This is a genomic window from Dyella dinghuensis (assembly GCF_003977615.1).
Taxonomy (GTDB): Bacteria; Pseudomonadota; Gammaproteobacteria; order Xanthomonadales; family Rhodanobacteraceae; genus Dyella_B; species Dyella_B dinghuensis.
Window position 1 is genome coordinate 668,229 of sequence record NZ_RYZR01000007.1, and the last position, 21,913, is coordinate 690,141.

At 59.7% G+C, this 21,913-nt stretch carries 18 protein-coding genes; 4 read left to right on the forward strand and 14 right to left on the reverse strand.

Annotated elements, in window-relative coordinates; genetic code table 11:
* The 4 genes from EKH79_RS16630 to EKH79_RS16645 form a co-directional block, all read right to left on the reverse strand.
* Nucleotides 1–573 (reverse strand): HutD/Ves family protein, encoded by a 573-nt coding sequence (locus EKH79_RS16630; protein WP_126674933.1) that lies wholly within the window; start codon nucleotides 571–573, stop codon nucleotides 1–3.
* Complete coding sequence (locus EKH79_RS16635; RefSeq protein WP_126674934.1) at nucleotides 570–1,109, reverse strand: GNAT family N-acetyltransferase; 540 nt, start codon at nucleotides 1,107–1,109, stop codon at nucleotides 570–572. Before EKH79_RS16635 ends, EKH79_RS16630 begins: the two co-directional genes overlap by 4 nt.
* Nucleotides 1,110–1,115: 6 nt before the next feature.
* Nucleotides 1,116–1,586 carry an SET domain-containing protein gene (locus EKH79_RS16640; RefSeq protein ID WP_126674935.1) on the reverse strand — a complete coding sequence of 157 codons (471 nt, stop codon included), beginning with the start codon at nucleotides 1,584–1,586 and terminating at the stop codon, nucleotides 1,116–1,118.
* Between the two features lie 95 nt (nucleotides 1,587–1,681).
* Complete coding sequence (locus tag EKH79_RS16645; RefSeq protein ID WP_126674936.1) at nucleotides 1,682–2,035, reverse strand: ComEA family DNA-binding protein; 354 nt, start codon at nucleotides 2,033–2,035, stop codon at nucleotides 1,682–1,684.
* Between the two features lie 234 nt (nucleotides 2,036–2,269).
* Here EKH79_RS16645 and EKH79_RS16650 point away from each other — a divergent pair, with 234 nt between their 5' ends.
* The 4 genes from EKH79_RS16650 to EKH79_RS16665 all read left to right on the forward strand — a co-directional run bounded on the left by EKH79_RS16650 (nucleotide 2,270) and on the right by EKH79_RS16665 (nucleotide 6,128).
* Nucleotides 2,270–3,694, forward strand: a complete 1,425-nt coding sequence (locus EKH79_RS16650) for a M20 family metallopeptidase (RefSeq protein WP_126674937.1) — start codon at nucleotides 2,270–2,272, stop codon at nucleotides 3,692–3,694.
* Nucleotides 3,695–3,701: 7 nt separating this feature from the next.
* The gene (locus tag EKH79_RS16655) at nucleotides 3,702–4,388 is read left to right on the forward strand and encodes a YggS family pyridoxal phosphate-dependent enzyme (RefSeq protein ID WP_199754371.1); all 687 of its coding nucleotides are present in this window, start codon (nucleotides 3,702–3,704) and stop codon (nucleotides 4,386–4,388) included.
* A gap of 274 nt (nucleotides 4,389–4,662) precedes the next feature.
* A complete protein-coding gene (locus EKH79_RS16660) occupies nucleotides 4,663–5,373 on the forward strand; it encodes a C40 family peptidase (RefSeq protein WP_126674939.1) in 711 nt (236 codons plus the stop codon).
* Between the two features lie 101 nt (nucleotides 5,374–5,474).
* Entirely contained in the window at nucleotides 5,475–6,128 is a 654-nt protein-coding gene (locus tag EKH79_RS16665) for a rhomboid family intramembrane serine protease (RefSeq protein WP_126674940.1), read from the forward strand.
* Nucleotides 6,129–6,172: 44 nt separating this feature from the next.
* On the opposite strand, the gene rapA is transcribed toward EKH79_RS16665, so the two are convergent.
* The 10 genes from rapA to EKH79_RS16715 form a co-directional block, all read right to left on the reverse strand.
* Nucleotides 6,173–9,013: an RNA polymerase-associated protein RapA gene (rapA, locus tag EKH79_RS16670; protein WP_126674941.1), complete on the reverse strand. Its 2,841-nt coding sequence runs from the start codon at nucleotides 9,011–9,013 to the stop codon at nucleotides 6,173–6,175.
* Between the two features lie 225 nt (nucleotides 9,014–9,238).
* The gene (locus tag EKH79_RS19115; RefSeq protein WP_199754358.1) at nucleotides 9,239–9,769 is read right to left on the reverse strand and encodes a type IV pilin protein; all 531 of its coding nucleotides are present in this window, start codon (nucleotides 9,767–9,769) and stop codon (nucleotides 9,239–9,241) included.
* Nucleotides 9,770–9,783: 14 nt separating this feature from the next.
* Complete coding sequence (locus EKH79_RS16680; protein WP_126674942.1) at nucleotides 9,784–13,620, reverse strand: PilC/PilY family type IV pilus protein; 3,837 nt, start codon at nucleotides 13,618–13,620, stop codon at nucleotides 9,784–9,786.
* Nucleotides 13,620–14,183, reverse strand: coding sequence for a pilus assembly PilX family protein (locus EKH79_RS16685; protein ID WP_158621275.1), 564 nt, complete (start codon nucleotides 14,181–14,183; stop codon nucleotides 13,620–13,622). Before EKH79_RS16685 ends, EKH79_RS16680 begins: the two co-directional genes overlap by 1 nt.
* Nucleotides 14,184–14,258: 75 nt before the next feature.
* Nucleotides 14,259–15,029: a PilW family protein gene (locus EKH79_RS16690; protein WP_126674944.1), complete on the reverse strand. Its 771-nt coding sequence runs from the start codon at nucleotides 15,027–15,029 to the stop codon at nucleotides 14,259–14,261.
* Nucleotides 15,030–15,034: 5 nt separating this feature from the next.
* The gene (gene pilV / locus EKH79_RS16695) at nucleotides 15,035–15,607 is read right to left on the reverse strand and encodes a type IV pilus modification protein PilV (protein ID WP_126674945.1); all 573 of its coding nucleotides are present in this window, start codon (nucleotides 15,605–15,607) and stop codon (nucleotides 15,035–15,037) included.
* Complete coding sequence (locus tag EKH79_RS16700; RefSeq protein WP_126674946.1) at nucleotides 15,598–16,227, reverse strand: GspH/FimT family pseudopilin; 630 nt, start codon at nucleotides 16,225–16,227, stop codon at nucleotides 15,598–15,600. The genes pilV and EKH79_RS16700 overlap by 10 nt, the downstream gene beginning before the upstream one ends.
* A gap of 280 nt (nucleotides 16,228–16,507) precedes the next feature.
* Nucleotides 16,508–17,194, reverse strand: a complete 687-nt coding sequence (locus EKH79_RS16705) for a Fe2+-dependent dioxygenase (protein ID WP_126674947.1) — start codon at nucleotides 17,192–17,194, stop codon at nucleotides 16,508–16,510.
* Between the two features lie 13 nt (nucleotides 17,195–17,207).
* Nucleotides 17,208–19,529, reverse strand: coding sequence for a TonB-dependent receptor (locus tag EKH79_RS16710; protein ID WP_199754359.1), 2,322 nt, complete (start codon nucleotides 19,527–19,529; stop codon nucleotides 17,208–17,210).
* Nucleotides 19,530–19,666: 137 nt separating this feature from the next.
* On the reverse strand, nucleotides 19,667–21,796 hold the full coding sequence (locus EKH79_RS16715; RefSeq protein WP_126674948.1) for a M13 family metallopeptidase: 2,130 nt from the start codon (nucleotides 21,794–21,796) through the stop codon (nucleotides 19,667–19,669).
* Nucleotides 21,797–21,913: the final 117 nt, after the last annotated feature.

The window sequence follows — 21,913 nt, forward strand, 5'->3', positions numbered from 1 at the left end:
TCAATGCGTGATGGCGAGTTGGACCAGCACCAACTCGCCAGCGCCTTCGATCCGTACGCGCTCGCCAGGCAGCGCATCGATCCAGATACTGTCGGTCGGTTCCAGCGCTTCGCGGCCATCGTCCACACGCACATCCGCACGGCCGGCAAGCAAGTGGGCGAACCAGCACGATTGCTCGCGCACCGGCAACCACATGCTGCCGTTGAGCGGCCGCGCAATCACTTCACCGTGCGCACCACCGCGCAACATCACATTAAAGGCGCGCGTGGCACCTTCCGGTAGCGAGGCCTTCGGTGTATCGGCGCCATCAAAGTGCGTGCCGGACAAACGCAGCAGTTCGACGTTGCGGCCATCGCTGAAATGCAGAGTCAGTGGCGCATCCAGCGCGACGATCTGGCGTCGCGTGCCCGGGTAAGCGGAGAACGTACAGTCCTGGGTGATGTCGGCGATGCTCAGCCGCCATTGCCAGTTCGTCTCATGCGGTCCGCTGGCGATGACGGTCGTCGTGCCTGCGCCATTGGCCCACGCTTCGGTGCGCAACGATGCGACCGGCACGGGGCGCAGCCTGTTCATGCAATGGCGCGGCGCGACTGACGATGTGGTGGGTAGTAAGCGAAGACGTGATTTTCGCTGCCGAAGAAGTGAATGTCTTCGATGTGCTCACCGCCGAGGCGTTCGGCGACGCGATCGGATGCATCGTTGCCCACGCGCACCAGGCTGATGACACGCTGCATGTGCAGGTGTTCCCACGCGTAATCCAGCACAGCGGTGCCGGCTTCGGTGGCGTAGCCATGGTGACGATGGTCGGGCTTGAGCATCCAGCCCATTTCGACATCGGGCCAGCCTTCCGGATGCAGCAAGCCGGCGCGGCCGATGAATTCACCTGTGGCCTTCAATTCCAGCGCCCACATGCCGTAACCGCGCAATTGCCAGTGACCAATCAACATGGCCAGCGAACGCCACGCGTTGGTGCGATCGAGCGGTAAGCCGTCGCCAATCCAGCGGGTGCTGTCCGGGTCAGCCAGCATGGCCGCGTAGTCGTCGAAATGGCGTTCGTTGAGCGCCGTTAGGCGAAGACGTGATGTTTCGATGGTAGGGATAGTGATCATTTCGGATCAGTCAGTGAGGCTTGCGCTATCCAGCACATGGGCCAGTGCGCGAGTGGTCGTCATCAGACTCTCGTACCAGGACAGACCTACGATTCTCTCACCCGTGGCGGTATCGATAAAGTCTTCCTCTTGCCCCGGCGGCAGCAGATGCCGGTAGTCCACGGTGATTTCTGTACCCGTAGGCAAGTCGTGCATGGCAAACACAAAACCCAGATGCCACAAGCCGCTGGGCTCAAAACTGTGGTTGATGTAGCACTCGTCCGGCCAATCGGGCGAGACGGTGTAACGGTCTTCGAACCAGCGTGCGCTGGCATACATCAAATCCGGCTGCGCAAGGACTTCTTTCAAGCGAAACGTCTTATCGATGGTGTCAGGCGCCGTGATGATGTGCCCGGCACTCACCGGTTCTTCGAGAAACAGCCCTTTCCCGGCGCCAGTGATTCGTGAAGCATCGATGCGGTAACGCGGGACAATCATGATGGCGCAGTCTTGCCTGGGCATTGGGGTCCGCGCGGAGTGTATTCGCAAGTGGTACGGCCCGCCATGGGCCGTACCCGTTTGTGTCGGGCTGCTCAGCCCCCGGTTGCATCGGCCGCTGCGGCCTTGGGCTTCTTGGGGTGCTTGGCCTTGGAGGCGGCGGCTTCGGCAGGCGTTGCGCCTTGGCCGGTGAGCAGGATGGCGTCCTGATTGCGCTTCAGGGTGGCCGCGCCGATGCCCTTGACCTGTGTCAGATCGTCAACGTTCTTGAACGGACCGTGTTCTTCGCGGAAAGCCACAATGGCCTTCGCCTTGGACAGGCCGATGCCATCCAGCGCGCTGGCGATGGTGGCCGCGTCGGCGGTATTGATGTTGACGGGTGTTGCGGCAAAAGCGGGCAGGGCAAGCGTGAAGGCCAATACGGCAGCAACGAGGATCTTCTTGAACATGTCGTGATTTTCCTTGGTCGATGAATGAGCGGCACGTCCCATGCCGCGCCAGCACTTTGCGCCAGCGCGGTTTTTGCGCGCAGTCGGACGATCACGTTCTTGCGATGACGCAGGCGGCACCGTGCGTCGTCGGCTCAAGCCGCTGAACGTGTGAGTAAGTGGCCCGCGACACGTAGACAGGCACGAAACGTCAGGCTGGTAGAATCACCCTTTCACTTTGTCGATGGAGTCCCGATGGATACCCCCCGTCTGACCCGCTACATCAGCGATCTCTGGGACGCTGAAATCGTGCCCCAGCTGATGGACTACATCCGGATTCCGAACAAGTCGCCCATGTTCGACAAGGACTGGGTCGCGCACGGCCACATGGACGCGGCGGTCAAGCTGATGGAAACGTGGGCGCGCACCAAGCTGCCGGCGTTGCCCGGCGCCACACTTGAAGTGGTGCGGCTGGAAGGGCGCACACCGCTGATCTACATCGAAGTGCCGGGGCAGAACGACGACACGGTTGTGTTGTACGGTCATCTGGACAAACAACCGGAAATGACGGGCTGGTCGGAAGGCCTCGGTCCGTGGATTCCCGTGCTGAAGGGCGACAAGCTTTACGGCCGCGGCGGCGCCGACGACGGATATGCCATTTTCGGTTCGCTCGCTGCGCTGCTGGCGCTGCAAGAGCAGGGTATTCCGCACGCACGTTGCGTGATCCTGATCGAAGCGTGCGAAGAATCGGGCAGCTACGACTTGCCCTATTACGTGGATCATCTTGCATCGCGTATCGGCAATCCGTCGCTGGTGGTGTGCCTGGATTCCGGTTGCGGCAATTACGAACAGTTGTGGCTGACAACATCGCTGCGCGGTATGACCGGTGGCGAGTTGACGGTGCAGGTGCTGGAAGAAGGCGTGCACTCTGGCGATGCATCCGGCGTGGTGCCATCGAGCTTCCGCATTCTGCGCGATTTGCTTTCGCGCCTCGAAGACCCGGAAACCGGCCGCATCAAGCCCAAAGAGCTCTACGCAGAGATTCCGCAGCAGCGTATCGATCAGGCGAAAATTTCCGCTGGCGTGCTCGGTAAAGAGATCTACACCAAATTTCCGTTTGTCGAAGGCATGCATCCGGTGACGGATGACCTCACCGAGCTGGTGCTCAATCGCACCTGGCGCCCGCAGTTGGCCGTCACCGGTGCGGAAGGTATGCCGCCACTGGAAAGTGCCGGCAATGTGTTGCGTCCGAAGACGGCGGTGAAACTCAGTCTGCGCGTGCCACCTACGCTCAATGGCGCGAAGGCGGGCGAGTTCGTGAAGCAGCTGCTTGAAAAAGATCCGCCATACGGCGCCAAGGTCAGCTTCAAGCTGGAAAAAGACGGCAGTGGCTGGAATGCACCGCAGCTCTCCCCGTGGCTGGAAAACGCCGTGGCCGACGGGTCGGAGCGCTTCTTCGGCAAGCCGGCCGCGTATATGGGCGAGGGCGGTTCGATTCCCTTCATGGGGATGCTCGGCAGCAAATTCCCGCAGGCGCAGTTCCTGATTACCGGCGTGCTGGGCCCTCACTCCAACGCGCACGGTCCGAACGAATTCATCCACATCCCGACCGGCAAGAAGGTCACCATGGTGGTCGCCGACGTGGTGGCGCGTCATTACGAACAGGCGGCGAGGGGATGATGCGTTGATCGATACCGCGCAATTGGCGGCCAATTGGGCGGCAGTCCTTGGACGTGTCGACGAAGCCTGTCGTGCGGTAAAGCGTAATCCGGCAGATGTCACCGTACTGCCGGTGAGCAAGACCTTCGGCGTGGATGTGATCCGTGCCGCGATGTCGATGGGCCTGCGCCGGTTCGGCGAAAACAAGGTCCAGGAAATCAAGGAAAAGGCCGAGGCGCTGGGTGACGACACGATCGAGTGGGTCGTCATCGGCCACCTGCAGACGAACAAAGCCAAGGATGTGGCGAGGCTGGCCAGCGAGGTGCAGTCGCTCGATCGCCTTGAACTGGCGGACGCCTTGCACCGTCGGTTGGAGAGCATCGGCCGCCGCCTGAGCGTCCTGGTGCAGGTGAAGACCGCCAAAGAGGAATCCAAGTACGGTCTGCCGGGCGCAGAGCTGCCTGCGTTTCTCGACCAGCTCCATGCCTATCCCACCCTGCGCGTACGCGGCCTGATGACCATGGCGACGCTCTCGGAGGATCCCGACGAGGTGCGCGCCTGCTTCCGTCAACTACGGGAGCTACGGGACCAATGCGAAGCCAAGGGCCACGTGCTACCCCGGCTTTCGATGGGTATGAGTGGCGATTTTCCGCTGGCAATTGCTGAAGGCGCCACGGAAGTGCGGGTCGGAACAGCTGTTTTTGGTAAGCGGTAACCCCACTGAAATGTGCGCCACGTCGAAATTTCAGCGTAAAAATCACGAAAAATTCTGAACGCCATACGCTCGCGAATTTTTTAGGTGCGCATTTTATTTAATTAATTCATGGTGTTATGTTGCATCCTTAAGCCGTGACGAATTCTAGAACGATGGGGTTTAGTTAACTTCATCCGAACATGCTGGGCGGAGTGCTTTGTTACCTTCACTCCTTAGTCACGGCCGCCGCAGGGGGCGACGGTCGGACAAGTAACCGCCCAGAGATTCAACCCACATGCCAAAAACGCGACTTGTACTCGCCGCGCTAGCCTCGGCTATGTGCTTTTCCACACCAGCCCTGGCTGCCACAGTCGACAGTGGTCTCCAGGCTCAAGTGTCCGCAAAGATCTCTTCGTCGTTGCTGAGTCCGCTTAACGCCTTCACGCCCGCTTCCACCATCGCCCAAGCCGCACTGCCCACGCAGCTGCCGATTGGTGCATTGGCGACTGCCAAGGCCGACACCGCTGATACCGCCGACAAGACTGCCGCTACCGATGTTTCCAGCGACACCCAGCTGGCGCGCGATCTGCGCGACACGCTGATCGGTCTGGCGATGGATCTGCGCCACACGCGCTACGTGCGCGGTGGCCACGATCCGTCCACTGGTTTCGATTGCAGCGGTTTCGTGCGTTACGTCTTCGAGCACGCCATTGGTTTGCAGCTGCCAACCAATTCGGCATCGCAGTTCATGATTGGTCATACCGTTGCCCGCAATGACATGCAGCCGGGTGATCTGGTGTTCTTCCGCACCGCAGGTCGTCATGGCAAGGGCCGTGTGTCACACGTCGGCATTTACCTGAGCGATGGTCATTTCATCCATTCGCCGCGTCGTGGTGAATCGGTGCGCGTGGACAGCCTCGCCGACAGCTACTGGTCGCAGCGCTTCGCCGGTGCACGCCGCCCGGCAGCTATGGCTTCGATTGATTCGGGTACGCACAACGGTTGATTCATCGCCGTTGCGAAGCGACATGAAAGGCCACCCACGCGGTGGCCTTTTTGTTAGGCAGCGCGTCATCGATACTACGCATATCCCTTGGTGAGGTTTCCATGCCCACGCGCCTGCCGCCCGTTACGCTTTACTTGCTGATCGCCAACATTGCTGTATTCCTGCTGCAGCAGGTGATGAACGGACCGTTGATCCAGCATTTTGCGCTGTGGCCGTTGGGGCCTGATCACGTTTTTCAGGGCGACGACGGCAGCGCGATATCGGTTGGATTCCGGCCTTGGCAACTGGTCACCTATGCGTTCATGCATGGCGGGTTTCAGCACATTTTTTTCAACATGTTTGCGCTCTACATGTTCGGCGGCACGATTGAGCAGACGTTCGGTTCGCGCAATTTCACCATCTACTACTTCGTTTGCTCGATCTTCGCGGCGCTGGCCCAGCTCGTGGTGGTGGAATACTTCACTCACGGCTTTGCACCCACACTGGGTGCGTCCGGCGCCATCTTCGGGCTTCTGCTCGCTTTCGGCATGCTGTATCCGCGCGAAAAGCTGATGCTGATGTTCCTGCCCATTCCGATACCGGCGTGGCTATTCGTGATTGGCTACGGCGCGATCGAACTGGTGCTGGGCGTGACCGGCCGTCAGGCCGATGTCGCCCACTTCGCCCATCTTGGCGGCATGTTGGGCGGGTTCCTGATGATCGAATATTGGCGCGGAAAATTTCCGATCAAACCCAAGCGCCGTTTGCTGCGTTGACGCGCCTTCTCTCCGGCTAAGGAGAGAAGGTCATCCATGGTTGCTCAACGCAACGCGAGGAAATCTGCGCTGACGACAAAGCGCACGGCATCCAGTCGCAGGCGCGCTTGCGGCAAAGCGCCAAGCAAAGCCGACCGCTCGTGTTCGGCACCAGCGATCTCACCCTCGCTGATCGATGGATTCACCGCGCGCAACGCGTGCAAACGTGCCACTTCGGCGTCGAGTGTTTCCCTTGCTTCGTTGATCGCATCGGCAATGCTGCTCTGCGCACGCAATGCCGCCGCCGCTTCTGCTTTCTCAAGCATGGGCGGCACAAGCTTGGCGAGGAATTTGCGATAGCGCGGCACTTCGATATTGCGATCGGCCGCGCGGCGTAGCGATGCATCGCTAGGTTGAAAGCTTGCGCGTTCGGCGAGTTTAGTGTCGATCGTCGCGAGAATGGGCTGAGTCGGCAGGAACCGCTCTGCATCGAGGCTACGATCTGCTACGCATTCCAGCACGTAGACCGCTTGCAGCAGGGCGCTGCGTGGTGGCAGTCCGTCATCCACCATGAAAGCGGCGTTACCGCGCTCGCTGGAGAGTGCCAGGTCGAGCGCGCCGATGATCATCGGATGATCGATTCGCAATAGCGGGAGATCTTCCCGTGCCAGTGCGACATCGCGCGCAAAGGTCACGGATACCGGGCCTTCGGCAAAGCCGGGCAGGGCATCCGTCGAGAGGTATTGCGGATCGAGCAATATTACCTTGCCGCCGAGTTCTTCGGCGTGGATGCCGAACGATTCGAGCAGGCGCTGCAGGAATGCATCGCGTGAGGGATCGTCTTCCTCACGGCGAAACGCCTGCGCCAGGTCGTCGGCGTGCAAATCGCGGCTGGATGCCAGTTCGAGCAGGTGATCGCGGCCTGCGCGAATCAGCTCGGCCATCTGTTCGTGAGCGCTGCGCGTTTCGGCGAGCAGCACGTCCAGTTCCTGATCGCGTTGATCGTCGCCGCGTGCGTGCTCGTCGGCGAGGCGCGACAGCGTGTCGCCAAAGCGGCGCAGCAATTCGCGCCCATCGGCGGGACTGGTGCGAAATGCATCCACACCTTCGTCATACCAGCGCGCCAACACGTGCTGTGCACTGTCGGTTGCGGCGATGATGTGAATGCTGATGTCATGCTGCTGGCCGATGCGATCGAGGCGGCCGATGCGCTGTTCGAGCAGGTCCGGATCGAGCGGCAAGTCCCACAGCACAAGGCGATGTGCGAACTGGAAGTTGCGTCCTTCCGAACCAATCTCCGAACAGATCAGCAAGCGCGCACCATCGGGCTGTGCGAAATACGCAGCATTGCGATCGCGCTGGATGATGCCAAGGCCTTCGTGGAAGCGCGCGATACCGGCACCCGTGCGCGTGCGCAAGGCTTCTTCAAGCGCAAGCACTTTCGCCTGGCTACGGCAGATCAGCAGAAACTTGTCTTGCGGATGGCGTTCCAGCAATGCGACCAGCGTGTCGATGCGCGGATCGCTGGCGTAGTCGAGTTCCATCACGGGCGTGGGCTGCTGGATATCGGCGTGAAATTCCGCGAGCAGCGCCTGACGCGTGCTCTCATCCAAATGGTCCGCTTCGATCAATTCCCACTGCGGCAGACGCTTGGGAAAACCGCCGATACCTGCACGGCGATTACGGAACATCGAGCGCCCGGTGCCGTGACGATCGATCAAGGCAGCGAGCAATTCGCGGCTGTGTTCGGGCTTGGTCGTATCGGCGAGGCACGCTTGCAGTGACGCATCGCCTTCAAAGGCCTGCTTGAGCTGTTCGAGCTCGGTGTTGTCGAGCGACTGGCGCTCCAGCAGCTTGTCGGCAACGCGTGAGAGCGCCTGGAACTGTTCGGACTCGGCAAGATACGTGTCGAGGTTGTGATAACGTTGCGGATCGAGCAGACGCAGACGCGCGAAATGCCCGCTACGGCCCAACTGCTCAGGTGTTGCCGTGAGCAGGATGACCCCCGGCGTGATCGCCGCAAGCTTTTCGACGAGCGTGTAGCGGGGGCTGGCGGCTTCCGGCGTCCACGCCAGATGATGCGCTTCATCGACCACCAGCAGATCCCAGCGCGCGTCCAGCAATTGCGCGGCGTGTTTCGGGCTGTGCTCGAGGAAGCTGAAATCGGCGATGACAAGCTGCTCGTCATCGAAGGGGTTATGCGAGGGATCGGACAGCTCAAGCGCTTCGCAGCGTTCTTCGTCGTAAATGGCGAAGCTGAGGTTGAAGCGCCGCAATAGCTCGACGAACCATTGATAAACCAGCGTATCGGGCAACAGCACGAGCACGCGCGACGCGCGTCCGGTGGCAATCTGGCGAGCGATGACCATGCCCGCCTCGATGGTTTTACCCAGCCCCACTTCATCGGCAAGCAAAACGCGCGGTGGATGACGTGATGCCGCAATCCCCGCCACGCGCAGCTGATGCGGCACCAGGCCGATGCGCGAGGCGCCGAGGCCCCAGCTAGGCGAGCGACGCGCGTCCGCACGGCGCTTGAGGCCTTCCAGGCGCAACTCGAAGTGCTGCACGGCGTCGGTGCGGCCGCCGATCAGCCGATCATCGGCCTGACTGACGCTCTGCTCGTCATCCAGCTGCCCTTCATGCAGCTCGCGACCCTCGCCGCGGTAGACCAGCAGGCCTTCACGTTCCTCAATGCGCTCCACAAGGAAGGCGATGCCCTTGCCGGCAATGCGCTGCCCCGCGCGGAATTCCGCACGCACAAGAGGGGCCGAATCCACCGCATAAGGGCGCAGGACGCCCGATTTGGCGAACAACACCTGCACGCCACGTCCTTCGACGCGTAGCACGGTGCCCAGACCAAGCTCCGGCTCGGCAGTGGATATCCAGCGTTGACCCGGTACGAACATTGCACAGCCGCGTAGGTTTCGAGGGCTGTCGATTATCCGCGCAATAGCGGTGGCTGGCTATGGTCCCTGGTTTGTGGATGTCTTGTGAGGAATTTCTGTCCCGTGGCCGCGCCAGCTCCCGAAAAACAAAACGCCACCAATTAGGTGGCGTCTGTTGTTTGGGCGTCGAGCGAATGCCTGTACTTCTGGGACCGATGGTTCACGCCACCGAGGTTCGGGAAAAACTTACCAGCAGCCGGTGTTCGGTGTGACGCTATTTCCTTGAATGCCCGTGTCGGTGATGGTGAAGTTTCCGCACGCATCCGTTTTCTGAGTGCTGTTTGAGATCGGTGTGGCCGTTGCCGTGAAGTTGGCGTTCGCGTTGGCCATCGTGACCGTAATGGTGTAGTAATCCGAGGACGGCGTATTGTTAGGCACAGTGAAGCTTGTGCCACCGCCTGGATAACCCAGCGAGTCCAGGTTTGATGTGTAAGCGTTGTTGGTCGAAAAATATCGTTCTTCACGACTGGCCAGGTCGAGCAACCCCGTTCTCGCCGCCGTGCGCCGCGATTCCTGCACCTGCTTTTGATAGATAGGAATCGCAATGGCCGCGAGGATGGCGATGATCACCACGACGATCATTATTTCTATCAGCGTAAAGCCGGCATTGCCGTTTGCACGCACGTGGTGATGGCGTGCAAAAAACGGTTGCGTGCGAATGTTCGTTCCCATGGTGCGTATCGTTCCTGGGTTGTAAGCCGTCTTCATCGTCGACATTGCCATGTCCTTCATCAATGCAGCTGAATCCAGGTAACGCGCGAACCGTTGGCAGTCTGTTGCGGATTCACCTCTTGGCTGCCGCCACTACCACTACCGCCACCGCTACCACTGCCGTTCATGTAGACGAGATTCGCCTGACTACCCACCGACAAGATGCTGGCGCTACCTGTTGCATTGAGCGCCACACCGGCAACCGATGCGCCGTTGACTTGCGTGAACGTACCCGCCGGTGCTTCGAAGAACGATTCGGTGAACGCACCGCCTTCGGCCGGATTGAGCGCCATCGTCCAACCCTGTGCCGTCAGTGCCGAGCAAGTGAGCGGCGAATTGTTGGCCGGAATGGTGGTATCCACGATAAAGGCGCCGTCGAGTTCGACCGGGTTGTAGATCACCTGTTCGGTTTGAGTCGGCACACCCGTTGTCGTGTTGACGCCGACCTGTGGCACGCCCGTAAACCCGGGCAGGTTCATATACCAACCGTATTGAGTGCCGGCCGTGGTTGAGCAGGTCATGCCGACGAAGCAGATCGTATTCTGCGTGACCGTACGGTAGCCCTGCACCGTTGTGTTGCTCGATGTGTATGAGCCCGCAGCCAGTGTCGTGGCGACCTGTTGTTCAAGAGTAGTTAGAGTGATCGGCGTACTGGCGCCTGGTGCGGAGGTTCCAGTCAGTCCCGCATAGGTCGTTCCCGGCGTACCCGCTGCGCCGCCTTGCTTCCAATCCCAGATGCCATAGAGCGCTTGCTGGCCGGCTGAATAAGAAATGGCGGTCGTCGATGTTTGCGGTTGTACGGAGCCTGTGCCGAACTCGAGCATCACGTAGTACTTGCCGTTGGTGACGGGCTCGGTAGCCAGCGCAAGCACCTGAGTGGTGATCGGCTGATACGTCGTGGCATTGACGGTGTTGCCGTTAACGCGTGTGGAGTACGACGTTTGCGGCGTGCTGAACAACGCGCCGTTGGTGGTGTTGGGATATCTCGTCACCGCCCAGCTGGCGGGGGTGGCGCTCGTCAGGTCGAAGCGCCAGAGGTTGCCATAGACATCCCCCGCGTAGACGTAATCCGTAATGTGGTCGCCATCCAGATCTGCAGCCGTGACATACGCAATACCGTTGGGACCTTCCGCGTTACTGGAGCCGGCCGGAGCGCCAACACCCGTGCTCAGGAAGTACACGGTATCAACGCCACCGGAACTGTTGATCGTCATCACGTAGATGCCGGCAACACCGGTGGAACTGTTCAGTCCGTTACCGAAAATGACACCCCATTCGCCATTGTGCAGGCGACGAATCTGCGGAGTGCCGTAGGTCTGGCCGAGATTGGTCATGCACTGGCTGGTCGTCGTATCCGTGCCGCAAACCAATGGACTGTTGGCGGAGTTGGACCACTCGCCAATCACATTGCCTGCGCCCAGCGTGCTGCTACCCGGGCCGCCTGCGGGAACACCTGCCGTAATGGCGGTTGGATTGGTGACATCCAGGGCGAAGATCGCATTGCCGCCGGCACCCAGACCGCTCACCAGCCATGTGTGCCACACGCCGCCGTAATAGAGATCGCCTGTTCCGGGTGTCGAGTCGACGTAGTAGTTGTGCGCGTAATGGGTGGAGGAATAATCCAGAGTGTTATCGCTGGTGTTATGGATGGTTTGCAGGACGGCTTGCGGCATGTAGCCGATCATTTCGTAACCGTCGTTATACGTACCGGTAAACACGCCGTTCGAGGTCGTGCCGACGTAGTTGCCGCTCGCGTTGTAGTAACCAGTCTCGAAGCCGTGCATGAAGCCGTCGTTCGCACCTTCGTACACCACGTTGATACGGGAGGCGTAATTCGTCATGAACGTCGAATAAGTTTGTCCCGAATTTTCCGAGGCTACCTGGGTAGGATGGAGGAGATCCTGCCAGCTGTTTGGGTAATCGGTGGACGGCGGTCCCACCCACGTCGGGCTCGAATCGATGATGTCGCCCAGCACGCTCGTGCGAGCGCGGAAGATGCCGGTGCCGCCAGTCGTTACCTCGTTGGTACGATCGCCTTGCAGATAAGCGGTTCGATTGGCGCCTTGGCTGTCATTGTTCAGCCACCCCTGTTCTGTGGACGTGAGGCGTCCCCAGGTGAGGGGAATTCCGGCCGTGCCGCTCCACGTAACAAGATTGCGCGAACCCGTTCCTTGCGCGGTTATGCCGGTTGCACCTGTCGATGGGCACGAACCGCCGGTGAGAACGCACGAAGCGTCCCAGTTGGGTGTGTTGCCCAGCGTTATCGAGCCATCGCTATTGGCGTAGACCTCGACCGACTGCAGCTGGCCCCACCAGTTGTTGGTGTGATAGAAGCCGAGGTAAATCTGCGTACCGGTATCGACCTGTGAGGTCTCCTGCACGTTGATACCGACTGAGCTCGCTGCCTGTGTTGCCGGCGTTGCCTGGAAGCAGGTGATTTCATGCACGTTGTCGCTACCACCGGTCGAACCACCGAAACCGAACAGGAAGCTGCCCGGCATCGTGCCGTTCGAGGACGCAATGCTTTGGCTGGTGAGTACCGGAATGTAGTTGCCGCCGTTCCAGCTATACCAAAGGCTCAACAAGCCGTCCTGCGTAATCTGAAGCTTGTACGACACAGGCGTTGCCGTGGCGCGCGACGTTGCCGTCTCATTGGCGAGAGGAGTAGTCGAAGGCAAATTAACATAACCATTCGGAATTGCCGCATAGTCGGCGAACGTCGTCGTCGACATAATGGGTGTGGAAATCTGACTCGACGTTATAGTGATAGGAACATAGCTGCTGCCATGAAGCCCGTATGGATTACCCGTGCCGGTATAGCCATCAGAGGTCGTCGATGTCGTACCCGCTGCTGTGTAGCTAACGGTGCCATTCTTGCTGGTGGTTTGCTGATAAAGGGTACCTGAGTAGCTCACCGCGCTGCCGCTGCCTGAGATGCGTGTATACGCCCATTGAGTGGACGTATTCGTCCCAGACTGATATGTATATGTACCGCCATTGCTGCAGACCGTTTGAACGTTGCTCGTTGTCGCACTCGGATTGACAGCTTGCAGCGATATCAGATTGATGTTGCCGTAGCCGCGCAAACCAATACGACCTGGTTGATATTCAGGGCCGCCGCCACCGGTCGTTCCGGAGTAAGGGCCGCTTTGCACGCCTGTACCACTCGCTGCATTCGCTGCGTTGAGAGCACCCGTGCCCGTGTTGTCGCCTGCATTGAGGAAGTTACCGAATTCGTCCATGCCCAGGCCGATGTACGCATCGGTCATGCCCGGATAAGGACTGTTCGTGTTGGAGCAGCTGTAGCCCAAGCTACCGCCCCATGAACCGAGGGTCCAGGTATTCGTGCCACCCGTGTTGCTGGGGTTGGCGGCAGCAGCGGTTACTTTGGCGGCGTCGGCACCATTCAATAGATAGAAACCGATACCGTCAGCACCGTGGCCACCGGAATTGTCGCCACCGTAGGTGTACGTGGTGAACGTGACCTGGATACCTTCGGCGGATGAGAAGGGCGTTTCAGAAATAATCGCGCCGTTCTGATCGTAGTAGCACGTACCGCTGTGGCAACCATTCGTAAGGCGCAGAGCGCCGTTAGGGGCCGTGTCCGCATTGCTGGTCAGGCCCGTCTGCACCTGGCTGCCGTAATAAGCAAGCTGACTGCAGGTGGGAACGGAGCCGGTAGCAGGAACGGCACCGGCAGTCAGGCACGCGCCATTGAACGACGCCCACTGCAGGTTGGCTGCCGTGCCGGTGAAGGTGTCGGAAACGACGTTGGATGTCTGCGCGAGCGTGAGAGGCGCGTGGGTCCACAGGGCGATCAACGCCGCTCCAATGGCAACAAATCGGATCGCTTTCATTAGGGCCCCCCCAAGTTGCAGACGGTAGGTAAGAGTTGATAAGTGCTTTGAACCATGGCGACCGTGTTGGGCGACGCGCCAAAGGCAAGCGCGGTCACTTCGTACAACGCAGGTTTCGAAGTGGGGCAGGTGGTTGCCGTGGTTGTGCCCAGGTATTGCACGTAGTACTCCGGTTCCCGGTAGTACGTGTTTTGTCCTGGGGTTGTGCTGATGGCGACGGACGTGTCCTGGTTATCCGGGTTATAGGTCATGGCGTTTGTGAGCGACCACTCCGGATTGCCAGATGATGGCGGCACTATGACTACGTGCTCCGTGGAGAGAGAGCCGCAGACGGTGAACGTGCTCGATGGCGAGGGTGGCGCAGTACAGGTCGTCGGAAAGATGCCCAACCCGCGGGTCAGCAACTGATATTCGGCGTACTGCAGCGTGCTCTGCGCCATCTGGAAAGCGCGGCCTTTCTCTTTGGTGTTGGCCGTCATGTTCTGTTGCGTCGTGAAGCTGTGATACATGGCGACCGCCATGAAGGTAAGCACGACCAGCATCAGCATGCTGGCGATGAGCACAAAGCCGCGCTGCTTAACATGGTGGAATGGGATTGAGCGTCTCATAGGCGTATTCGATATCGCTTAAGGGCAAGGCTAGAGTGACGTCGTCGTCTGCGTGACGGCGACGATGCGCTCAATCATCGGCAATTCTGCATTTTGTCCGGCCTGGCCGGACAAAGGATTGGGAAAGGTCAGTTGAAGCTTGACGGAGCGGACGTTAGACCAATAGCTGGCTGAGGCCACTTCCGTAGCGGTCATGTATTCGGTGGCCGAACCCGTATTGCCGGGATCGACACCGTAGTACGCCGTAAACAGCGAAACGCCGCTTACCACGGGCATGGCCTGAGTCGTTGTAGTGGTACCGCCGGACGTTGTCGCCGTCACCGCGCACGTTAGATTGCCCGCGGTGCTTACGGTGTAAGTATTGGTGACGACTACCAGGTTAGGCTGAAGCTGTCCGAGGCAATCGAGTGCGTTACCGTCCGACATATAGCGCACCGCAACGGTGTCGCTCGTAGTACCGCCACCATATGTTCCCGTTATGTATTGTCCGGCCGTAAACGAATAAGTGGACGAAGTGCTGGCGGGAAAAGCATTCGTTGACGTCAACGTTGGGCTGGGCGGACTCGTCCCATAATTTTCTGCAATGGGGTAATAGCCGCTGTCTTGGACGGTATTGGCCATCACGGTAAGCGCCATGCGCTCATTGTCCTGCAATTGCGCCAACGATCCTTGTGCATTGAGTGTGTTGCGCGTTTGAAGCCACAACGTGAATAGGCCGGCGAGCAGGAACGCGCCGATCGTCAGCGCGATCATCAGCGAGATCAGACTCATACCGTGTTGCTTGGCTCGTGTCGTCATCATGGCTTTTAAAGTTCGTTGACAAGCGTGTAAGACACGGTGGTCGCCGTCGCCGGTGAGCTGCTGGTAGATGTGGTAGCAGCATTGATCGCGACGGATTTCTTCTGCGACCAGTTCAACTGGATCGTGCACACCGGTGGCGTGCTCGCGGTAAGACAGGAGATCACCGCATTGGACTTCGGAGCTTGCGCGAAATAATTTGCTGCCCAATCTCTGACGTCATACACCGCCATGTTCGCCGCAGAGCAAGCGCTGTCCAGGCAGCTAGTCGAGCCTGTAAATGTTCCGGCCGAGGCACCGCTAAAGGTGACGGATGTGCCACTTGATGCTGGCGACACGATGACCGACGAAGGTGCGGCTGCACTGGCCCAGAATGCGCTATTCGCCAGCATGGCATCAGCGAGGCTACGCGCCTGCAGCGCAACCAGCGATTCGGTTTGCGAAGTGTGCGTTCCGGATAAGGCCGTGGCTTGCATCGCCGCAATGCCAAGCACCCCGATCGAAATGACGACCAAGGCCACCAGTACTTCCAAAAGGCTGAAGCCGCGATGCCGGATCAAGGAAACGTTGATTATGGACATGGTGGAGGATTCTTGGATGCGGTTTGTGGCGATGTGACCGTGATGGCTCCCACTTCCGAGATCGTCAGGCAGCGGAGCGTGCTTGCGTCGAAGTTCGCATCGTTGAGAGTCAGCGCGCCAATATTCGGAGCCGCGGTTTCATTGGCGCCGAACGAGGCCGTGCCGCCCATGCGATTGAAAACGATGCTGTTGACGGAGCCGGAAGGATTCGTTGCACCCTGCAAGGCATTAAAAGACTGCAGCGTGTCGGTGCCCGAAAAGGCTGCATGGGCGCGAAGCACCGTATCGACGCCCGTCACGAACGACGTACTGTTGGCTTCCGTATACATCACCCAGCCAGTGTTCCATTCGTTGGAGCCGGTGCAAGTAGGAACGCTTGCCGCGGGACTTGCTGTCGGACACATGGCTACGTCGACACCAGTGCGAATTGCCGAAGAGCGAGCCAGCTCCACATCCGACTGGATCTGGGCGAGCTCATCGGTCATCCGGTACTGTGTGACCATGTTCTTGTAGGTGGGGAGCGCCCAGACCATAAGGACGGCAGCGATGACGATCACTACCATCACTTCGATCAAGGTAAAACCGGCCATGGCCCTGCGATGCGTGTGCATCGTGCTCATGCTTCCCCCATGTGGCGTTTAGCCGAGTTGGATTGCATCAACCGGAGAATGTCCGGCCGCCCCTTTGTTCCCATGCCTCGTCCGGGTGATTAGCAGGCTTGTTGGCTCGACAAGGAGCCAGAAGCGCGGATTACGCCCGAAGATAGACGCATTATCTTGTAGGGGAAATCCGAATTGAATAGCCGCCCGTCGGACGAAAACGGCCGCTTGTCGCCGGAATGTTGATGGCCATCAAGAATTTGGCTTTTGGCGGTCTGGGTGACGCTGAGCTATCCCTCGCTCAAACGTCGGACCACATTCTCAACAGGTTGTGGTAGCAGCCTGTCAGCCGCACGCGGGCGGCTTCGTCCGCGTTGGTGGCGGTGAGCCGCTGGATGGCGTTGTCCAGGTCGAACAGAAGGGTGCGCTGTCCGTCGTCGCGGATCATGCTTTGCACCCAGAAAAAGCAGGCTACGCGCGTGCCGCGGGTGACGGGGTTGACCTGGTGCAGACTGCTCGCTGGATAAAGAATCATGTCGCCGGCAGGCAGTTTGACGGTCTGCGTGCCGTAGGTGTCTTCGATCAGGAGTTCGCCGCCTTCATAACTATCGGGTGCTGCGAGGAAGAGGGTGGCGGAAAGGTCGGTGCGGATCTTCTCGCCCGTGCCGGGCATCAGGCGCACCGATCCATCCACGTGACTGCCGAAATGCATGCCGCCCTGATAGCGGTTGAACATCGGTGGATAAACGCGATGAGGGAGTGCCGCACTGATGAATAGCGGGTGCCGCTCCAGCGCAGCGAGCACGACGTTGCCCAGCTCGATCGCTGTGGAAGATCCCTCGGCGATCTGCTGGTTCTGTTTGACATGAACACCTTGATGCCCGGCGGTGACACGCCCATCGACCCACGGTGCGTTTCCGGCATCGAGTTGCTTGCGGAAATGCGCGAGTTGTTCGCTGTTGAGCAGGGCGGGCACATGCACCAGCATGAAGTGCTCTCCGTCAGTACTTATAGGTGAACGTCACCATTTCCGTGCGGCCGATACCCGGCACAGAACGGCCGCCGTCCGACTGAATCAGCGCATCGAAATAGCGCTTGTTGGTCAGGTTGAGTACGTTGAGTCGAATATCGTAACTGGGTTGATGGTACGCCACCGTGCCGTCCCAGCGGGTATAGCCGCCGACACTGACGAGGTCGGTGTTGGCTGCATAACGTTGTGACATGTACGTCGGGCCGCCGCCGGCTTCCCAGTTTTGCGCGAAGGTGTAGGTGCTCCACGTCGTGAACGTATTGCGCGGCGTGTTGGCGGGCACATTGCCTTGCGTGCCGTCCATCGCTTTCACGATTCTGCCGTCCATGTAGCTGTAACCGGAGAAGATCTGCCAGTGCGGCGTGATGTGACCGACAACACCCAGTTCGGCGCCACGCACGCGAATGTTGCCATCCAGTACGTATTCGCCCGATGAGGTTTCGGTACGCGCATTGGTTTGTTCAAGGTTGTACAGCGCGGCGTTAACGGCCAGCACGTCGTCGATCAGATTCCACTTGCCGCCGATTTCGTACGAATAATTCTTTTCCGGCGCCAGATCCTGCGTTCCATTCGTCAACGTCAGCTGTTCCAGCGACGGATCGAACGAGGTGCCGTACGACACGTAGTAAGACTGCTTTTCGCTGGGCTGATAAATCACGCCGCCGCGCACGCTGGTGAAATACACCGTTTGCTGCGCATAGGAGGGCAGCGATACGGTATTGCTGATATGCGCATCGAATTCATCGCGGCGAAGGCCGGCGACGGCGATCCATTGATCGTTCAAACGCATGGTGTCGTTTGCGTAAACCGCGGCGGTGTTGCCGGTGGATTGCGCGTAGTTGCCGACGGTCGTGGTGACGTTCGAAGGCGTGGATTCCTGCACGGGATCGACCAGCGACAGCAACGGCAGACCGTTTCGCGTGTAGCCCTGGTTGTTGTACGTCTCATGCGCAAACTCGGTGCCGGTAATCAGCGTGTGCTGAATGAAACCGGTGTCGAACTTGGTGGTGAGATCGGTCTGGCTGTCGAGAATCTTGTCGTGAATGATGCGATCGTGACTGGCCAGCTGCACGTACAGATCCGACAGCGGCAAATCGGTGGGATTGCCCAGTGTTTTGTTGAGCGTCACGCCGCCGGCTGTCACGACACTGTTGGCCGCCGTTTCGCGTGCATTCGTCGTGTAATCGCTGTATTGCAGCTGCGTGCGCAGATTCACGTTGTCCGTGAAAGCATGTTCAAGACGTGCGTTGAATTCGTTGACGCTCTGGTTTGTGCGATCGTCGGTCAGTCCATACCAATTCTTGTAGCTCACATTCGCCGGTCGGCCGTTGATCGGTGGTAGGCCGTAATCGGGCGTGTCGTGATTGCGCTGGATCAACGCCGACAAGGTGATCTGCGTCGGGGTGCCGATGCCGAATCGGACCGACGGCGCAATGCCAGCGTCCTGATTCTTCAGCACGTCACGCGTGGAATGCATGTCCTGGCCGTACACGTTCAAACGCACGGCAGCGGTATCGGACAGCGGCTGATTGAAATCGGCGGTAGTGCGGTAACGGTCGTCGCTGCCGACGGTTGCGGTGATCTGGCCGAACGGCTTCAGCTCCGGCTCTTTCGTCACCTGATTGATCACGCCGCCGGTCGAGCCGCGGCCGAACAACATCGATGACGGTCCCTTGAGCACTTCGATCGCCGACAGATCGAACACGTCGCGGTAGTACTGGCCCGGATCGCGAAAGCCGTCCAGGTAAATGTCTGTGCGCGCCGTGAAACCGCGCAGGTTGATGTTGTTGCCGATCTGCCCGCCCTCAGCGCCACCAATCGTGATGCCTGGGACATTGCGCAGCGCATCCGACAACGATGTCGCGCCTTGCGCGTCCATCAGATCGCGATTCACCACGACGATGGTTTGCGGGATGTCGCGTAGCGAGGTGGGCACCTTGGCGCCGACGGTCGAGGTGTCGGTGTCGTAGTCGTTACCGATCACACTGCCGGTAACGTGCACCGATTCCAGCGTTTTCGTTTTGCTGGAAGTCTGCGTCTCGTTCTGTGGCGTGCTGGTGGTGTCGGTGGCAGGGGTGGTGGTCTGTGCGTGCGTTGCGGCGGGGAGGGCCAGCGCGAGGAGCAAGGCGGCCTGGAGGGTCGTCGGACGGAAGTTAGCGGGCATGGTCAGCAACTTGGCGAAGGTGAAGGAGCCCGAACACCGGTGGGTTGGCTCGCCTGAGGGCTTCAATCCCTCATCCCGCTTGCTATTCCACACATCACTGTGTTCGATGTAAATGCGAATCGTTGTCATTATCGCATGCTGTTACGAACTTGTGAAGTGTTTCTTGCGTAAGGCTGTCGTAAGAAGAAATGAAAAGGCCCCACACTTGCGTGCGGGGCCTCGTTGCTTTCAGACCGGGGCGATTACACCGCGGTGGTATCAGCCACTTACCAGATCTTCACTTGCTTGTCGCCCGAGCGAACCATCGGGTCGGTGGGCTTGCACTGGAACGCCGTGGCGAACGCCGCCATGTTCGACGGGGCGCCGATCGCGCGGAATTCAGCCGGCGAGTGCGGATCGATGTTCAAGTACAGCTCGGCCGTCTTCGGACGGATGTTCTCGCGCCAGACGCGGGCCCAGCTCAGGAAGTAACGCTGGTCCTGGGTGTAACCGTCGATCTTTTGGTCCGCTTCGGCCGGGTTCTTCTTCAGCGCGTTTTGCAGTGCGTCGTAAGCGACATTCAGGCCGCCTAGGTCGGCGATGTTTTCACCCAGTGTCAGCTGACCGTTGACGTGCACGTCCGGCTTGTCCTTGAGCGGTGCATAGCCGTTGAACTGGTCGACCAGCTTGCCGGTGCGCGACTTGAATTGTGACTTGTCCTGTGCCGTCCACCAGTCGGCCTTGTTGCCGTCGCCATCGAACTGCGAGCCCTGATCGTCGAAGCCGTGGCTGGATTCGTGGCCGATCACTGCGCCGATGCCGCCGTAGTTGATTGCGTCGTCGCCGTTGGCATAGAAGAACGGCGGCTGCAGGATCGCGGCCGGGAAGTTGATCGTGTTGGTGCTCGGATCGTAATAAGCGTTGACCGTCTGCGGGGTCATGCCCCATTCGGTGCGATCGGTCTGCTTGCCGATGTGGGCGACATCCCAATCGTGGTTGAACTTGGCGGCGGCCGTCACGTCGCCGTAGTAGTCCCCCTGCTTGATATCCAGGCCGTCCCAGGTACGCCAGTGGTCCGGATAGCCGATCTTCGGCAGGAACTTGTCCCACTTTTCGAGTGCTTTCTGCTTGGTGGCGTCGCTCATCCAATCCGAATTCTGGATGTGCTCTTTGAGCGCCTCGCGCACGTTGGTAACGAGTTCTTCGGCACGCTGTTTGGCTTCCGGCGTGAACTCCTTGGCGACGTACAGCTGGCCAAGCGCCTCACCCATCGACTCGTTCACGGCGCCAAGCACGCGCTTCCACAACGGGCGCTGTTCCGGCTGGCCGGAGAGCGTCTTGCCGTAGAAGTCGAAGCGGTTGTCCTGGAAAGCGGTGCTGAGGTACGGCGATGCGCTGTCGATCGCGTGGAAGCGCAAGTAAGCCTGCCATTGGTCGATCGGTGCGCTGGCCAGCAGCTTGTCGAACTCGGCGAAGAACTTCGGCTGCGACAGCGAGAAGCCCTTGCCGACATTGATGTTCTGATCGGAGAAGTACTTGTCCCAGCTGAAGTGCGGGGTGATCTTGTCGGCCTGCGCCACGCTCACGAAGTGATATTCGTTGTCCAGGTCGCGCAGTTCGGTCGGCGAGAGCGACGCCTTGGCGAGCTGGGTTTCGAACGCCAGAACCTCGTCGGCCTGCTTTTTCGCGTCCGCATCGGAGACGCCCGTCAGTGCCAGCGTCTTGACGATGTGTGCCTTGTAGGCGTCACGAATGTCGGCGTACTTGGCATCGGAGTAGTAGTCGCGTGTCGGCAGACCCAGGCCACCCTGGTTGGCGAAACCGATCTGCAGCTTGGCATCCTTGAAGTCGGCGCCGGCGCCGAAGTCGAACACCTGCATGTCGCCCTGGGCGTCACGATCGGTGATGTACTTGGCGATGTCGGCCGGTGTCTTCAGCGCAGCGATCTGATCGAGCTGCGGCTTCAGCGGGTCGAAGCCAGCCTTGTTGACGGCGTCCTGATCCATACCGGCCTGATACAACCAGCCGATCTTCTGCTCGATCGAGCCGGCCTTGGCCTGTGCGGCATTCTTGGCAGCGGCGTCGACGATGTCGTGCTGCGTGTTCAGACTCTGCTCGGCGAGCTGATTGAACGCACCCCAGCTGGTGTGATCGTTCGGGATCGGATTTGCGGCGATCCACTTGGCATTGACGAAGCTATTGAAGTCCTGACAGGCATTGATGCTGCTGTCCAGCTCATTCACATCAAAAATGCTGGCCGGCTTGGCGGCAGCAGCGGTGGTCGCAGCGGCGGCGGGTGCGGCCGTGGATGCCGGGGCAGGTGCCGGTGCAGCGGCTTGTTCCTGTTTGCCGCAGGCGGTCAGGGCCAGGGCAACGCTCACAGCGAGCACTAGCGGCTTCATAGGCTTGTTAGTCATGAAAATCCCTCTGGAAGTGTCGATAAATCGCCCGCAAGCGATTGTGTTTACTCAGGCTGGCCCGTCGGTCTCTCCCCCTCTGGCCGCCATGACCGTTCACCCTAGGTCAAAGGTCAT

Coding starts and splice junctions, on each gene's coding strand:
- EKH79_RS16630 (WP_126674933.1), bottom strand. CDS start 573: ATGAACAGGCTGCGCCCCGTGCCGGTCGCATCGTTGCGCACCGAAGCG.
- EKH79_RS16635 (WP_126674934.1), bottom strand. CDS start 1,109: ATGATCACTATCCCTACCATCGAAACATCACGTCTTCGCCTAACGGCG.
- EKH79_RS16640 (WP_126674935.1), bottom strand. CDS start 1,586: ATGATTGTCCCGCGTTACCGCATCGATGCTTCACGAATCACTGGCGCC.
- EKH79_RS16645 (WP_126674936.1), bottom strand. CDS start 2,035: ATGTTCAAGAAGATCCTCGTTGCTGCCGTATTGGCCTTCACGCTTGCC.
- EKH79_RS16650 (WP_126674937.1), top strand. CDS start 2,270: ATGGATACCCCCCGTCTGACCCGCTACATCAGCGATCTCTGGGACGCT.
- EKH79_RS16660 (WP_126674939.1), top strand. CDS start 4,663: ATGCCAAAAACGCGACTTGTACTCGCCGCGCTAGCCTCGGCTATGTGC.
- EKH79_RS16665 (WP_126674940.1), top strand. CDS start 5,475: ATGCCCACGCGCCTGCCGCCCGTTACGCTTTACTTGCTGATCGCCAAC.
- rapA (WP_126674941.1), bottom strand. CDS start 9,013: ATGTTCGTACCGGGTCAACGCTGGATATCCACTGCCGAGCCGGAGCTT.
- EKH79_RS19115 (WP_199754358.1), bottom strand. CDS start 9,769: ATGTCGACGATGAAGACGGCTTACAACCCAGGAACGATACGCACCATG.
- EKH79_RS16680 (WP_126674942.1), bottom strand. CDS start 13,620: ATGAAAGCGATCCGATTTGTTGCCATTGGAGCGGCGTTGATCGCCCTG.
- EKH79_RS16690 (WP_126674944.1), bottom strand. CDS start 15,029: ATGATGACGACACGAGCCAAGCAACACGGTATGAGTCTGATCTCGCTG.
- pilV (WP_126674945.1), bottom strand. CDS start 15,607: ATGTCCATAATCAACGTTTCCTTGATCCGGCATCGCGGCTTCAGCCTT.
- EKH79_RS16700 (WP_126674946.1), bottom strand. CDS start 16,227: ATGAGCACGATGCACACGCATCGCAGGGCCATGGCCGGTTTTACCTTG.
- EKH79_RS16705 (WP_126674947.1), bottom strand. CDS start 17,194: ATGCTGGTGCATGTGCCCGCCCTGCTCAACAGCGAACAACTCGCGCAT.
- EKH79_RS16710 (WP_199754359.1), bottom strand. CDS start 19,529: ATGACAACGATTCGCATTTACATCGAACACAGTGATGTGTGGAATAGC.
- EKH79_RS16715 (WP_126674948.1), bottom strand. CDS start 21,796: ATGACTAACAAGCCTATGAAGCCGCTAGTGCTCGCTGTGAGCGTTGCC.